The organism is Paenibacillus sp. D51F (genome assembly GCF_053345695.1).
Genome location: NZ_JBKFAO010000003.1, coordinates 492772 through 507089, shown reverse-complemented (window position 1 = coordinate 507089; position 14318 = coordinate 492772). Strand labels below are relative to the sequence as shown.

13 protein-coding genes are annotated in these 14318 nt (G+C 59.1%); 2 read left to right on the top strand and 11 right to left on the bottom strand.

Translation table 11 applies throughout. The features are described 5' to 3' along the window. Window positions 1–45 precede the first annotated feature (45 nt). Entirely contained in the window at window positions 46–1416 is a 1371-nt protein-coding gene (locus ACLBWT_RS08885) for an MATE family efflux transporter (protein ID WP_447662693.1), read from the top strand. Between the two features lie 318 nt (window positions 1417–1734). Further along, the gene (locus tag ACLBWT_RS08880) at window positions 1735–3186 is read left to right on the top strand and encodes a serine hydrolase domain-containing protein (RefSeq protein WP_447662692.1); all 1452 of its coding nucleotides are present in this window, start codon (window positions 1735–1737) and stop codon (window positions 3184–3186) included. Window positions 3187–3549: 363 nt separating this feature from the next. On the opposite strand, the gene ACLBWT_RS08875 is transcribed toward ACLBWT_RS08880, so the two are convergent. The 11 genes from ACLBWT_RS08875 to ACLBWT_RS08825 all read right to left on the bottom strand — a co-directional run bounded on the left by ACLBWT_RS08875 (window position 3550) and on the right by ACLBWT_RS08825 (window position 14296). Beyond that, entirely contained in the window at window positions 3550–4119 is a 570-nt protein-coding gene (locus ACLBWT_RS08875; protein WP_447662691.1) for a hypothetical protein, read from the bottom strand. A gap of 398 nt (window positions 4120–4517) precedes the next feature. Next, window positions 4518–5378: a glycerophosphodiester phosphodiesterase gene (locus ACLBWT_RS08870; protein ID WP_447662690.1), complete on the bottom strand. Its 861-nt coding sequence runs from the start codon at window positions 5376–5378 to the stop codon at window positions 4518–4520. After that, window positions 5375–6211: a carbohydrate ABC transporter permease gene (locus ACLBWT_RS08865; RefSeq protein ID WP_447662752.1), complete on the bottom strand. Its 837-nt coding sequence runs from the start codon at window positions 6209–6211 to the stop codon at window positions 5375–5377. The genes ACLBWT_RS08870 and ACLBWT_RS08865 overlap by 4 nt, the downstream gene beginning before the upstream one ends. 100 nt (window positions 6212–6311) lie before the next feature. Further along, on the bottom strand, window positions 6312–7187 hold the full coding sequence (locus ACLBWT_RS08860) for a carbohydrate ABC transporter permease (protein ID WP_447662689.1): 876 nt from the start codon (window positions 7185–7187) through the stop codon (window positions 6312–6314). Then, window positions 7184–8284, bottom strand: a complete 1101-nt coding sequence (locus tag ACLBWT_RS08855; protein WP_447662688.1) for an ABC transporter ATP-binding protein — start codon at window positions 8282–8284, stop codon at window positions 7184–7186. The genes ACLBWT_RS08860 and ACLBWT_RS08855 overlap by 4 nt, the downstream gene beginning before the upstream one ends. A 64-nt stretch (window positions 8285–8348) precedes the next feature. Continuing rightward, window positions 8349–9680 carry an ABC transporter substrate-binding protein gene (locus tag ACLBWT_RS08850; RefSeq protein ID WP_447662687.1) on the bottom strand — a complete coding sequence of 444 codons (1332 nt, stop codon included), beginning with the start codon at window positions 9678–9680 and terminating at the stop codon, window positions 8349–8351. A gap of 212 nt (window positions 9681–9892) precedes the next feature. Further along, window positions 9893–10510 carry a glycerol-3-phosphate responsive antiterminator gene (locus ACLBWT_RS08845; RefSeq protein ID WP_447662686.1) on the bottom strand — a complete coding sequence of 206 codons (618 nt, stop codon included), beginning with the start codon at window positions 10508–10510 and terminating at the stop codon, window positions 9893–9895. Next, entirely contained in the window at window positions 10507–11349 is an 843-nt protein-coding gene (locus ACLBWT_RS08840) for a metallophosphoesterase family protein (protein ID WP_447662685.1), read from the bottom strand. Before ACLBWT_RS08840 ends, ACLBWT_RS08845 begins: the two co-directional genes overlap by 4 nt. 173 nt (window positions 11350–11522) lie before the next feature. Continuing rightward, on the bottom strand, window positions 11523–13178 hold the full coding sequence (locus ACLBWT_RS08835) for a hypothetical protein (protein ID WP_447662684.1): 1656 nt from the start codon (window positions 13176–13178) through the stop codon (window positions 11523–11525). Next, window positions 13178–13927: an ABC transporter ATP-binding protein gene (locus tag ACLBWT_RS08830; RefSeq protein WP_447662751.1), complete on the bottom strand. Its 750-nt coding sequence runs from the start codon at window positions 13925–13927 to the stop codon at window positions 13178–13180. Before ACLBWT_RS08830 ends, ACLBWT_RS08835 begins: the two co-directional genes overlap by 1 nt. Window positions 13928–14002: 75 nt before the next feature. After that, window positions 14003–14296, bottom strand: coding sequence for a hypothetical protein (locus tag ACLBWT_RS08825; RefSeq protein ID WP_447662683.1), 294 nt, complete (start codon window positions 14294–14296; stop codon window positions 14003–14005). Between the last annotated feature and the right edge of the window lie 22 nt (window positions 14297–14318).

The window sequence follows — 14318 nt, the reverse complement described above, 5'->3', positions numbered from 1 at the left end:
ATACGCCCCCGTGTCGCAAGGCTCCATCGGAGGTTACGAATCGCTATGATGCACCATGCTCCAACCCTTCGCGGCAAAATCCTTCTCTTCCTGACCATTCTCGGACCGATTGTCATTACGCAGGTCAGCTACACGGCCATGAGCGTGCTCGATACGATGATGTCCGGACGGGCCGGCACGAACGACCTGGCCGGCGTCGCGGTCGGCTCCAGCCTGTTCATGCCGATCATGACCGGGATGAACTCCATCCTGTTCGCCGTCACGCCGATCATCAGCCAGATGATTGGCCGCGGCCAATCGGACGGCATTTCCCGGCCTGTCGTGCAGTCGCTGTACTTGTCGCTGCTGATGACCATTCTTATCTCGATAGCCGGCTTCCTCGCCGTCGAGCCCGTGCTCGGCCTGATGGGACTGGACGCCGAAGTGCACCGCATCGCCAAGCAGTACCTGATCGGGCTTTCCATTGGGCTCGTGCCGCTGTTCGGCAGCTATGTGCTCCGTTACTTCTGGGAGGCGCAAGGCTATACCCGGCTGACGATGGCGATCATGCTGACCGCCATTCCGCTGAATGCCCTGCTGAACTACGGCCTCATCTTCGGACACTTCGGACTGCCCCGGCTCGGCGGTGTCGGCTCCGGGTACGCGACCGGAATCACCTATTGGTTCGTGTTCGGCGTCAGCGTCTGGATGACGTTCCGGATGGAGGCGCTGCGGATCCACAGGCTGTTCGCGCGCTGGTACGCTCCATCCTGGAAAGCTTGGAAAGAGCTGCTCGGCATCGGCGTGCCCATGGGACTGTCCACCTTCTTCGAGGCGAGCATCTTCTCGGTCGTCACGCTGCTCATGGGCGGCATGTTCAGCACGGCAGCCATCGCGGCGCATCAGGCGACGCTCAACTTCTCGTCGCTGCTGTTCATGGTTCCGCTCAGCATCTCCATGGCGCTCACCATCATGGTCGCCTATGAAGCCGGAGCCGGCAGGCAGAAGCATGCCCGCCAGTATGCGATACTCGGCGTCAGCCTCGCTGTCGGCTTGATGGGAACCGCAGCGGTCCTTCTCTACTTCTTCCGCTCGGCGGTCGCGAATCTGTACACCCAGGAGCCGGAGGTCGCCTCCATGATGGTCACCTTCCTGCTGTTCGCGATCCTGTTCCAGCTGTCCGACAGCTCTCAGGCTTCCCTGCAGGGAGCCCTGCGCGGGTACAAGGATGTGACGATTCCGTTCGTGGTCGCGTTCGTCTCCTACTGGATCATCGGCATACCGCTCGGCTACGGCTTGGCGAGATGGACGGATCTCGGTCCATACGGCTTCTGGGTCGGCATCACCGCCGGCCTCACGTTCGCCACGATCGGCTTCGCGGTCCGCTTGCGGCATATCCAGACGCCGGGCAGGCTGGCGGCTGCTGCGCAGTCTTGATTCCTGCATGAAAATAAGCGGCAGTTCAGGACGCTATCGTCCCGGCTGCCGCTTTTTGACGTCCATCGGAGGTGTCATCGGCTGTGCGCTTCTACTATGAGACAATAGGCGGGCTGCATGCCGAATCGGCTCTGATTCCTCCGCAAATGCGCTTTACACAATTATCCAATTGCGATACCATTCTTGCTAGGACCCGCCGCAAATGCAGACATCGTTGCCCGGCATGAGGCTTGCCGGAACCGCTTGGATCACTCGATTTGAAAACGCATTCAATTCTGCGTCATTCGTTTTTCATTTTCAGTTGGGGAGGAATCGAACATGGACAATTACGTTCGTCTGCCAAGAACGACACCGGAAGCGCTCGGCATTCCGTCCGCTGCGGTCATCGGATTCCTGGATGCCGTTCAGGAACGGCAGCTGGAGCTGCACAGCTTCATGCTGCTTAGGCGCGGACAGGTTGCCGCTGAAGGCTGGTGGGCGCCGTATCGGCCGGAATACCCTCATATGCTGTTCTCGCTCAGCAAAAGCTTCACGTCGATTGCGATCGGACTCGCGGAAGCCGAAGGACTGCTGTCGGTCAACGACCCGGTCATCGGCTTCTTTCCGAACGAAGCGCCCGAATCGGTATCGGACAACCTCGCCGCAATGGAAATCCAGCATCTCCTCATGATGGGGACGGGGCATGCCGCCGACGTGACCGGCAGCGTGCAGAAGGACGACAACTGGGTCAGAGGGTTTCTGCGGGAGCCGGTCGAATACGCCCCCGGCACGCACTTCGCCTACAACAGCGCGGCCACTTACATGCTCGCCGCCATTGTTGAGCAGGTCACCGGCCAGTCCCTGCTGGCGTATCTGAAGCCGCGTCTGTTCGCTCCGCTCGGCCTGTCGGAAGGAACATGGGAAACATGTCCGCGCGGTATCGCAGCCGGCGGCTGGGGCCTGAACTTGACGACCGAGGACATCGCCAAGTTCGGCCAGCTGTATTTGCAGCGCGGGGAATGGGAAGGCGAGCAGATCTTGCCCGCAGCTTGGATCGAGAAGGCGACGAGCTTCCAGATCAGCAACGACGACGGCCGAGCCAACGACTGGACGCAAGGCTACGGCTATCAGTTCTGGCTCTGCCGTCACGGCGCCTACCGGGGCGACGGCGCATTCGGCCAGTATTGCGTTATCATGCCGGAGCAGGAGGCGGTGCTCGCCATCACTTCCGGAGTAGCCGATATGCAAGCCGTGCTGGACATCGTATGGGATAAGCTGCTGCCTGCCCTGTCCGGCAGCGGCTTGGAGCCGGAAGATGCGGTGCAGGCTGAGCTCGCCGAGCGGCTGAAGGATCTGCGCATCGATCCGCCGCAGGCTGAGACATCCTCCCCGAATGAAGCTCAGCTGGAAGGGAAGATCTTCCATCTGGAGCCGAACGAGCTGGAGTTCGGAACCATTGAGCTGCGCTTCGCAGGCCAAGGCGCCGAGCTCGTGCTCGGCATCAGCGGCCACGATGATCAGGCGGTCCGCTTGGGACGCGGCAAGTGGGAGGCATCCCGCATTTGCCTCGGCCAAGTCAAGCAAGGCGCCGAACAGCGCGTGGAAGGCAGCTTCGCATGGAAGGATTCCGATACGCTGCTCATTGAATTGATGCTCGTGGAGACGCCGTTCACGTATGGTTTTGAATGCCGCCTGGACGGGGAAGCTCTCGAGCTGCAGTTCTCGGCCAACGTCGGCTGGGAGCCCGGCAAGGTTCTGAAGATCATCGGCCATGCGGCTGCGATTGCCTGAGCGGAGTTCGCAGCCGCTCGGTTTTGGCCAACAAGCTTCAAGCTGAGCCATGCGATCCTTGGCAGGCAATCCATCCTCAAGAAAAAGGCAGCCGTTCATTCGAGGCCACTGAAAAGTAGCGTAAGGCGCGAAATCGTTCTGGAGAAACGGATGTGGTCGCCTTTGTCCCCGGATTTCTATCGTTAAAAGCGGCAGAAATCAGAGAAATCTGGGGACAACAGCGATCGGAAGAATGATTTCCGTCTGCAGCGACACATTTTCAGTGGCCTCGTTCATTCGGCTGCCTTTTCGGCATCTTTTCAGATCGGGTAGCGGGATACCCGGATGGAGTTGAACTTAAGACGATCACCTCTTATAGGTGGCTTATTTCCTCGAATACGCGTACAAAATCATCCCCGAATAACTTATATGGAATCCCTTTTCAATTTTGCGGTACTCCTCCGAATTTATGCCGACTGCAAAATCCGAACCTGGTCCAAATCCTGTTGAACCGACTTCTATTTCTTTTCCCGTAAGGTCGGTTAGTAGAAAATCACTCGAAGAGCCTGCCGATGTATAAGTTCCTTTTTCTTTATCAATGAGCATATTATGCAGAAAATTTCCGCTATCATAATCCGGCTCATAGGTAGTATGGAAACTGAAATAAATATCATCTCCTCTATTCCATACTTGCTGAAGGACAATATTTGTTTGATGGCTCTCTGAGATTTTCAAATTCAATTTCTGCGGCTCCTCCGTTTCAGGAGGAATCCATTCCGGTTTGATAAAAAAATCAATCTTGATACGTGCTGCCTCTTGTACGGAATAGTCCTTATCCTCTACTATATTCTGCATGATTCTCTGATTCGAAAAATGATTGTTATAATAATCAAGCCAGCTGTAACCGCCAATAAAGAGAATCATAGCAATCAGAAAAAAAGATCTATTTTTCATAGCTTAATCAGGCCTCCAATCCTTTCTCACGAAAACGGAATAGGGAATAGTCGAAGCCAACCATCCGCCTGAAATTGGAATCGCTTCTATAATTCGGCTCTTCCAAGGAACTGTCCTGCACTGCTCAATAATATGGGGACGTCTTCCAATAGAAAGAACGCTTGATTATCCAACCTCCTTCCCATTCAAGAAGCTGCTCTTAGCCCGGGCTCCTTCCAGCAGGACGCGGTCGGAGGCGCCGGCACAGCGGTCAACAAGGGGTCCGGCAAGCGCAAGCGGAGCCGGTCCAGGAAGTCCTGACCGCAGCCTGCCTGCCGGGCTCGCAGATGCGGTTCCCCTCCGGAATCAGAAAGAGCCCTGCGGCGGAATCATTCCGCCCGCAGGGCTCTTTCTCTTGTCTACAAGGAAGGATCGTTGGCAATGACGCCGTCAACTCCCTTTCCGATCGCCTGTTCCATTTCCCTTCGGCCCGATATCGTCCAGACCATGACGCGGCCGCCGGCCTCGTGGATGTCCTTCACGACTGCGGCATCAGCGAGGCTCGACTGGATATTGACGGAGCTGAACTCCTTCCCCAGCGCCTTCCAGTCGATTTCAACCGCAGCTGCGGGCTTCTCCGTCTCCGTCTCCGGCTCCCGTACGAGAGCCGCCGCCGGAATTTCCGGCAGCCGCCCGTGCACGCGCCGCAGCGCTTCGAGGTCGAAGGACTGGAGCGTGAGCTCTCCGCGTCCTGCATAAGGCTCAAGCAGCCGGACCAGCTCATCTTCCATGCCGGGATAGAGCTCCGGATCCTTCAGCTCGACGAGCAAGCCGATCCGGCCGAGGAAGCGGTCCAGGACATCCTTCAGCTCGGGAATCCGCTCCCCCGCGAACTCCTCGCCGAACCAGCGTCCGGCATCGAGCTGCCGAAGCGCAGCGAGGTCATAGTCCTGCACGCGGCCTTCCGCGCCGGTCGTCCGCTTCAGCGCTTCGTCGTGGATGACGACGAGCGCGCCGTCCCGGCTTTGGCGGATGTCGAGCTCCAGCCAGTCGGCTCCATGGCGGCGGGCCAGCTCGAAGGCCGCCATCGTATTTTCCGGCGCGCCGTGCGACGCTCCCCTATGGGCGACGACGAGCACCGGGTGGCGCTGCGGAACCGTGGCGGAGATGAGCAGCAGCGAGCATGACGCCAGCAGGGCAAGCCTCGACACTCTGCCCGTCAGCCAGCCGGGCAGCCGTTCCGGCAGCCGGCTCCATGAAAGCCTATGCTCCCGTTTCATTTGACCCCGTTATATACAAAAGCCTGGATGATATGCCGCTGAGAGGCGAAAAAGACCGCGAGAATCGGAGCGACAAGGATGAGATTGCCCGCCATGAGCACGTTCCAGGTCGCGACTCCCTCTACTTCCCGGATTTTGGCGATAGCCAGCGGCAGCGTGCGGGCCGTCTCGTTCGTCGTCATGACGAGCGGCCAGAAGTAATCGTTCCAATGCGCGATGAAGCTGAACAAGGCGAACGTCACGAGCACCGGCTTGACCATCGGCACCATGAGGCGCAGGATGATCCGGCCCTCGGTGGCCAGATCAAGCCGCGCCGCCTCGATCAGCTCGTCGGGAATCTGCATGAACGCTTGGCGGAGCAGGAAGATGCCGAAAGCGCTGGAGGAGAATGGCAGAATGAGGCCCAGATGCGTGTTGAGCAGGTTGAAGGCGCTCAGCTCCAGATAGACGGGGAGGAAGATCAGCTGCGCCGGAATCATCAGCGTGACCATCACGACGCCGAACAGCAGCCTTGATCCGGCGAACCGGTACCGGGCGAACGCATAGGCGGCCGGAATGATCGTCAGCATCTGGAGCAGAAGGATGCCGAGGGCGATGACGATGCTGTTCCATGCATAACGCAGGAACGGTCCTGTATTCCAGGCTGCCGTGTAATTCTCCCAGATGAAATTCCGGGGAATCCATACGGGCGGGAAAATCATCGTTTCCGGCAGCGTCTTGAACGACGTGGAGATCATCCATGCGAACGGCATGGCGAATACGAGCACGAGCAGCAGCATGCAGACCCGGTTGAAGCCGGCAAGCAGCAGCCTGCCGGATGCCGCCAGCCGCATGCGGGCACGCGGCTCCGACTTGGCCGATCCGGCCGCGGGCTTGCCGAGACCCAGCTGAGCCTGCTGGATTCCTTCCTTCATTGGATGCACTCCTTTCTGTTCAGCGATAGTGGACTCTGGCGGACAGCAGGCGGAAGTAAAGCAGCGTCAGGACGCCGACGATGAGCAGCAGGATGACTCCCGCGGCAGAGGCGTATCCGATCTTGAAAAAGCGGAAGCCGTATTCATAGATGTAGTACACGAGCGTATTGGTCGCATTCACGGGACCGCCTCCGGTCATGATCGCAATCGTCTCGAACACCTGGAACGATCCGATCATGTTGATGACGACCAGGAAGAATATTGTTGGCGACAGCATCGGCAGCGTCAGCCGCCGGAACGTAGTCAGAGGCCGCGAACGGTCGAGCGAAGCGGCTTCGTAGATGTCCGCCGGAATGCTCTGCAGGCCGGCGATGAACACGAGAGCGTTGTAGCCGATCCCTTTCCAGACAGCCACCAGGACCAATGAAAGCAGAGCCGTGTCGGGATGCGACAGCCACTGAAGCCCGCCGATGCCCGCCCAGCCCAGGATGCCGTTCAGCAGTCCGTATTCCGGATCCATCAGCCAGCTCCAGAGCAGCGAGATCGAGACGAGCGAGATGATATGCGGCGTGAATATCGCTCCCTGCACGAAGCCATGAAACCAGCCGCTGCGGTTCAGCCACAGTGCGAGCAGCAAGGAGATGCCGGTCGTCAGCGAGACGACAAGCGCGGTGTACAGCGAAGTGTTGCCGAGCACCTTGCGGAAATCCTCGTCCGCCAGCAGCTCCCGGAAGTTGGCCAGCCCGACGAAGGCCTTGTCGGGACTGACGAAGTTCCAGTCGAAGAGGCTGAGGTAGATCATGTAGAAGATGGGATAGATGAAAAACAGGGAGAACACGAGGATGGCCGGCGCGACCATGCCATAGGGGCGAAGCTTGTCCCAAGCGGTCGTCATGATCGATCTCCGGCTCCGGCCGCCGTCAGCATCTCACCGCCTGCGGCCTCCTTCCACCCGTTCAGGCTGCAGTCGACCCGATTCCCTCGGACATCGAAAGCATGCAAAGCCTCGGCCGGGATGGCGGCAGCCGCCCATTCCCCCGTTTCGATCGGCCTCAGGAAGGTTTTGACGGAAACCAAGGTACCGCTGGCAAGCTCAAGCTGGTAGATCTGCTCCGCTCCAAGGCTTTCCCGCGTCGCGATCCGCCCCTTCAGCACGATGTCCTCCGAGCCGTCCGGCGGATTCAGCACCGCATGCTCCGGGCGGAATCCGGCATAATGGACGCCCGGCATGGCCGGAATGCCGAGTGCATGCATGTCTTCCGGCAGCAGCACATTCATGGGAGGCGTCCCGATGAACTGCGCGGTGAACAGATTGGCCGGCTGCTCATAGATCGCCATCGGACCGTCCGCCTGCTGGACGATTCCCTTGTCCATCACCACGATTTCGTCTCCCATCGACATCGCCTCGACCTGGTCGTGCGTGACGTATACGAACGTTGTCCCGAGCCGCTTGTGAAGCTGGATCAGCTCCGTCCGCATCTGGCTGCGCAGCTTGGCATCGAGGTTGGACAGCGGTTCGTCCAGTATGAACACCTTCGGCTGCTTCACCATGGCGCGGGCGAGAGCGACGCGCTGCCTCTGTCCGCCGGAGAGGCTCTGCGGCTTCTTGTCCAGATAGGGCGTCAGCCCCACGAGCTCGGAGATGTCGCCGATCAGCCGCTCGCGCTCCTGCTTCGCGACTCCCTTGTTCTTGAGTCCGAACTCGATGTTGCCGCGCACGCTCATCGTCGGATAGAGCGCATAGTTCTGGAATACCATGGCTACGTCCCGCAGCCCCGGCGGCGTGTCGCTCACGCATTTCCCGTCGATCCAGATCTCGCCCTCCGTCTGCCGCTCCAGTCCGGCAACCATTCTCAGCGTCGTCGATTTGCCGCATCCGGAAGGTCCGACGAGCACTGTGAACGAACCGCTCCGGATCGTCAGATTGAGGTTCTCGATGACGGCTTCCTGCTTGAATTTCTTGCCGATGTTCCGCAGCTCGATCTGCGCCATAGGCCGCTCCCCCTTATCCTTGCCTTCAATAACCGATTGCTGTTCCGGTTTGTCTAGGCCCAGCCTATTTCGACAGCAGCTTGTCCGCCTTCTTGGCCGCGTCGTCCATCGCCGCTTGAGGGGTCGTCTTCGGATCGAGAATCGCCTTCTCGATGGCAGTCCGGACGATTCGGGTCACCTCCGGATACCCGTTCTCCATCGGGCGCGGCCTTGCATATTGAAGCTGGTCGACGGCCACCTTGAATTGCGGGTATTCCTTGAAATGCGTCTGCAGCTCTTCGCTCTGAACGGCGGACAGACGGGTCGGGAGATAGCCGACATGCTTGTGCTGGTAGATCGTGTTCTCCTTGGACGTCATCCACTTGAGGAATTCCCAGGCCGCGTCCTTCTCTTCCTGGCTGCTCTTCGACGTGATGACGAGCTGGCAGCCTCCGGTCGGCACGCCGTAGGATTTGTTCGCCGGCATGAAAGCCGTCTCGAGCTCGAAGCCGTTGCCCTTGGCGATCTCCAGGCTGCCGGTGACGCCTGCCGTGGAGCCGAACTTGAACGCGGACAGCTGGTTCGCCCAGTCCTTGTCCGCCGTGGCGCCCGCTTCGTCGCCTACCGGAATTTTGATCAGCCCTTCGGCAACAAGCTTTTTCCAGAATTCTACGGGCGCAACGCCTTCAGGAGAGTTGAACGCGGCCTTTTTGCCGTCCTCGCTCAGCATCTGGCCTCCGCTCTGGGCGACAAGCGCCTCGTAGAACCAGATGTCGGCCGGCACCGTCATGCCGGTCTTGCCTTTCTCCTTCAGCACGCGGGCATACTGCTCCAGCTCATCCCATGTCTTCGGTCCTTGCGGATCGAGTCCGGCGTCCCTCAGCATCGTGACGTTCTTGTAGAGGATCGGCGTGCTGCGCATGAAGGGGAGCCCGTACAGCTTGCCGTCGACATAGGCGTTGCCCATGAGGCCGGGATTGAAATCGTCCAGCTGCAGCTGGTCCTTGTCGCGGTCCGCATAGGCCGTCAGCTCCTCCAGCATGCCGGAGCGGGCGAATACTCCCGTAGAGGCGATCTCCAGGTCGGTGACGGCGGGAGCATGTCCGGCAGCGAAAGCCGCCTGCACCTTGGCGTGAAGATCGTCGTAATTGCCTTGATGCTCCGCCACGACCTCGATCCGGTTCTGGGAAGCGTTGAATTCCTTGACGAGATGCTGCTTGGCTTCTTCGATCTTGTCTCCGAAGGCGTACCAATATTTGATCGTGATCTTGCCTTCGGATGCAGGCGAACCCGCCGCTGCCGCATTCGAGCCGCCTTCCGCCTCCGCGGTTCCTGTGTTGTCCCCGCCCGTGCCGCAAGCGGCGAGCGCCGCGGAGAGCAGGATGGACATCGCTGCGGTCATCGTTTTTCTTGCCATGATATGGATCCCCTCCAAGGTATGGTTTGATCCGGCCGGAGCGCAGGTGCGCAGAAAAAGAGACCTCAACCATACCGCGGATATCGATCCGCGGCGGGTTAAGGTCTCTCCTGAGGTTCCGACCGTTTCTATTTACTTGTACAAGCCCAGTATAGGCTCGATATGTCAATCGAACGTCAACGTCATGCGAAGAATACGTGAAGAGGCTCGGCCTAGCTCGATCGTTCCAATCCGCTGCCCGAATGCCCGGAATAGTCGGCCCGCCACAGCCTCGGATCGGAGGACGAGACCGCGGCAGCTCCGTAGTCCAGGCATAGCCGGCCTTGGCAGGGCTCGCTGAGCAAGCCGCCGGTGATGATCGGAACGTCCGCGAACCGGCGTACGCGCGCAATCATTTCCGGAATGCGCGCAGGCATCAGCTCGATGATGTCGGGCATCGTCTGCTCCAGGCTGCCGGATATATTGCTCAGTCCTTCGCTGTCCACGAGAAAGAAGCGCTGCACGGTGAGCAAGCCGCGTTTCTTGGCGGCCCGGATCACGCTCGTCTTGGTCGAGACGATGCCGGCAGGACGTATCGTCTTGGCCAAATAGTCGATGCCGTGGGAATCCGTGCTGAGCCCGCCGATCTTCTCCAGATGGAGGAAGACCGGTATGCCGTGGCTGCGGAAAACATCGACGTACGAGCCCAGCACGCCGATATGCCCCATCAGCAGGAATACGCCGGACAACCGGCTGCGCAGCTCCAGCGCAAGCTCGATATGCTTGGGCTGCTTGAGCGAGGCGATGATCCTGCGTTCTTCGAGCAGGCTGCGGAACTGTTCGGCATTCATCCCGGCAGCACGGTATCCTTCAGGGGTATGGCGAGCTCGCGATCCCTGTGCAGTCCCTTGGCTCCGAGAGTCGGGCTGAAATGCCTCATGTGCCGGTGAATGATCGGCAAGCCCCCGATGGCTTCTTCATCCGTCACTTCAACGGCGCGGACCGCAATCCGTTCCGGCTCGACATCCACGATGCGGAAGGAAGGAACATCCAGGCATGCGGACAGCTGGACGAACGACCATTGGCCGCGGACCGCGATGGAATCGACATGGGTATGCCCGTTGAAGTAGATGCCGACGCCCTTCTTCTTGCGCAGGATGCTCCACATATCGATATCGGGGTGAATGGAGCCTTTATCCGTTTCGGAGCGTGCGGTCGTGGCGTAGACGGGATGATGGCCGAAGACGAGCAGAGGCCGGTCTCCCGAAGCGATGACCATCTCCTCCAGCCAATCCAGCTGCTCCGGATCGACCCAGCCTCCCCAATCCTCATAGTCCTGCTCCTTGGCCGTGTCGAGGAAAGCGAGGACGGCATGGCCGGCGTCGAACGCATGATACCGCAGCTGTCCGGATATGTTCAGCACCTCGGCCCGCGTCTGCGCGTACAGGTCGTGATTGCCCAGGACATGGATGAAATTCCGTTGCTTGCGCTTCAGCAATCCGTATACCTGCCGAAGCTCTTCGGCCGTTCCATAGTTGGTCAGATCCCCCAAGGAAATGTGCAGGTCCGCCTCCGCTTCCAGAAACTCGTCCAACAAACGGCTGTAGAATGAAGCATGCGCATCGTGCAATCCCGGTACCGACCTGTCACATTCATGATAATGAAGATCTCCCATCACGATCAATCTCACCGTCATCCGCTCCTCCCGGTTATGCATGATTGATTTCCAATTTAAGGGTAACGGGTGAGTGTCCCTTATTCGTCAACGGGAGGTAGAGATTTGGTAAAGGCAGCCATCGTGCAATCCCGGCACCGGCCGGCCTGTCATACAGGGAAGGAAGAGAACGGCTGATGCCGGACGGCTTATTCCGCGGATGCGGCCTTGCCGGCAGAACTGCCGCGGAACCCGTATTTCCAGGCCACGTAATTCAGGCCGATCAGCGCGGCGGAGAATATCCATACCGAATACGGCCATCCTGCCGCGCGAATCCCGAAGTGGATGCCCCCGAACGCCGTCAAAATGACGATGAGCAGGAAAACCTGCAAGCCGTTCTGGCTGGAGCTTCCCGCCGGAAACGGCTCCGAGAACGGCAGCTTGCGCGGAAGGATGAGGTAGCAGACGACGGCGAACAGCAGCAGCGAGAGGAAGACGGCAATGAGATCGGGAACAAAAGCCCTGCCGAACTGCAGCAGAAAGACAACCGCGGCAACGGCGAATACGGGAAGGAACAGCTTGATCAGGCTGGCAAGCACCGCGCCGCGGTGGACGGCCCCTGTCTCCCCCATTGGAGACGTCGAGTAGATCCAGGCCGCCTTATGGCGGGAGGAGAAGGGCAAAAGCGTCAAGAGCGTCGGAATCGCGAGCCCGGTTCCGTACAGCATCATTCCCAAGCTGACGGACAAGCTGTCCAGCCCTTCCTTGAGCTGGCTCGCCATGAAAATGAACGGGACGACCATGGAAAAGCCCACGGACGGGTAGACCTTCAGCTTGAACTCTCTTTCCTTGCCCATCATGGCGCAGGCGAACCGATAGAACGCTCTCTCCCGGGGGTTTCGGATCAGCAGGTCGCCGATAAGCTCAAGCGGACGAAACGCCGATCTGAGCCTGCCTGCTCCTCCACCTTGCGTCAGCTTCTGGACCTGCTGCTCGAATTGCGGCAGCATGCGGACATACAGCAGCATGGACAGCAGCGGAACAAGCAAGGCGCAGGCTGCGAAGGCGTAGGAGATGCCGCCTTCTCCGTGGAGCAGCCCGAACGGAGCGCCGAACCATACAGGCGGCGCCAGCAGCCACCATCCTCCCGGCTCGAAGCCGGCTCCCAGGGCAGAGAAATCGAAGATGCGGATCATGATCTGATATCCGATCATCAGCCCGATCGCGAGCACGATCTGGATGTAGTTGATCATATCCTTCAGCCGTTCTCCATCCCATAAACGAAGCACGGCATAATAGACAGCCGCCGTGAGGGAGATGTCCAGTCCGGTCACAAGCATGATTTCAAGCAGGAACACCAGCCCTGCGGCCGCACCCTTGAAGACGAACACCGCAATCAGCGGAAGCGCGGCCAGAGAGGCGGTGAGCAGAAAGAGATAAACGATGATATGGACGGTCTTAGCCATCCCGAGCGTGCGTCCGTCCACCGGCTTCGTCCTCAGGATCGACCTGTCCCGGGTATCCAGCATGACCGATGAGAAATCGGATATCATCGCCGTCCCCTGGAAAAACATCAGCAGCGTGAACACGAAGGTCATGCCGGCCAGACTATCGTTCAGAAAAAGAAAGGGAATCATCGCCAGGCTCATCAGGACGTACAGCCAGTTGACCGTAAACGGCGACTTCTCCGGCTTGTCCGCAGAAGGTTTCTTGGATTTCCCTATCGCTTCCAGGACGCCGTTCGGCTTGCGCCCGTCCATCGTCAGCTTGATCCTTACGATCGTGCGAAGCGCCGGGTAGTCGATGCCTGCACGGCGGAACATGCCGCTGAACCTGTCCAGCAGCTTCATTATGAATTCATGCATCAGCTGTAGTCCTCTTGAACCGCCTGGACGATCCTCCCGGCGATCTCGGCATGCTCGGTGAAGCCCGTCAGGTCGTTGAAGATCTGCTCCAGCGAGCCTTCCGCTCCCTGCGCCTTGAGCTCGGCGAAGCTTCCGTCCGCGGCGATATGCCCGTCATGGAGGAGCACGATGCGGCTGCTGATCTTCTCCACGACGTCCATGATATGCGAGGAATAGAAGATCGTCTTGCCTTCGGCGGCAAGCTGAGCGAGGATCTCCTTGACGATCATGACGCTGTTCGCGTCCAGTCCGCTGAGCGGCTCGTCGAGGAACAGCAGGTCAGGATTGTGGAGCAGGCTGGCGACGAGCATCACCTTCTGCCTCATTCCTTTGGAATACGAATCGATCCGGGAATCATACACCTCTTCCATCCCGAACAGGCGCATCAGCTTGGCTCCCTTGTAATCGGCGTCCTCCGGCTTCAGTCCGTACAGCTCGCCGCAGAAGGTCAGGTATTCCCTCGCGCTGAGCGTATCGTAGATTTCGGCCGTTTCGGGCACATAGCCGATGCGTCCTTTGTAAGCCGACGAGCCTTCGGACAAATTATGTCCAAGCACCTCGATCTTGCCGCCGTACCCGGTTTCAAGTCCGAGCATGAGCTTGACCGTCGTGCTTTTGCCCGCGCCGTTGGGGCCGATATATCCGATGATCTGGCCGGGATAGACTTCCAGGTCGATGCCTTTCAAAACAAATTTATTGCCGTAATTCATCCGCACGTCCTGCAGACGGATGACGGGTTTTTCAAGCTCATTGGCCAAAACAATCAACCGCCTTTTTGGGATTTATTATTGAAGCTGCTGCTTGCGGATAACCGAGCAGCAGATCGTCGAAGCCTTCCGAGCGAGATAGGCCGCTTCCGCGGCTGTGAAGCACATGATGCCCTGGAAGACCGGGCTGGAGCGGAGGATCCTCCGCAGCGGATCGACGCAACGGATCGACTTGCTGGCAATTCTGGCCTTTTTGTCCCCGGCTTCACGGGCGATGGCCGCCGCATTGGCTTCAAACAAATCCAGATCGACGAAGGCGAACGGCTTCGGAAGCGATTCAAACATGTCTTGGTAATACGCGTACCGGTCCATTTCCAGCCCTCCGCTTCGTGGT

Excerpts from the sequence above, each read along its gene's own strand:
- ACLBWT_RS08885 (WP_447662693.1), top strand. The coding sequence starts at position 46 with ATGATGCACCATGCTCCAACCCTTCGCGGCAAAATCCTTCTCTTCCTG.
- ACLBWT_RS08880 (WP_447662692.1), top strand. The coding sequence starts at position 1,735 with ATGGACAATTACGTTCGTCTGCCAAGAACGACACCGGAAGCGCTCGGC.
- ACLBWT_RS08875 (WP_447662691.1), bottom strand. The coding sequence starts at position 4,119 with ATGAAAAATAGATCTTTTTTTCTGATTGCTATGATTCTCTTTATTGGC.
- ACLBWT_RS08870 (WP_447662690.1), bottom strand. The coding sequence starts at position 5,378 with ATGAAACGGGAGCATAGGCTTTCATGGAGCCGGCTGCCGGAACGGCTG.
- ACLBWT_RS08865 (WP_447662752.1), bottom strand. The coding sequence starts at position 6,211 with ATGCGGCTGGCGGCATCCGGCAGGCTGCTGCTTGCCGGCTTCAACCGG.
- ACLBWT_RS08860 (WP_447662689.1), bottom strand. The coding sequence starts at position 7,187 with ATGACGACCGCTTGGGACAAGCTTCGCCCCTATGGCATGGTCGCGCCG.
- ACLBWT_RS08855 (WP_447662688.1), bottom strand. The coding sequence starts at position 8,284 with ATGGCGCAGATCGAGCTGCGGAACATCGGCAAGAAATTCAAGCAGGAA.
- ACLBWT_RS08850 (WP_447662687.1), bottom strand. The coding sequence starts at position 9,680 with ATGGCAAGAAAAACGATGACCGCAGCGATGTCCATCCTGCTCTCCGCG.
- ACLBWT_RS08845 (WP_447662686.1), bottom strand. The coding sequence starts at position 10,510 with ATGAATGCCGAACAGTTCCGCAGCCTGCTCGAAGAACGCAGGATCATC.
- ACLBWT_RS08835 (WP_447662684.1), bottom strand. The coding sequence starts at position 13,178 with ATGCATGAATTCATAATGAAGCTGCTGGACAGGTTCAGCGGCATGTTC.
- ACLBWT_RS08830 (WP_447662751.1), bottom strand. The coding sequence starts at position 13,927 with ATGAATTACGGCAATAAATTTGTTTTGAAAGGCATCGACCTGGAAGTC.
- ACLBWT_RS08825 (WP_447662683.1), bottom strand. The coding sequence starts at position 14,296 with ATGGACCGGTACGCGTATTACCAAGACATGTTTGAATCGCTTCCGAAG.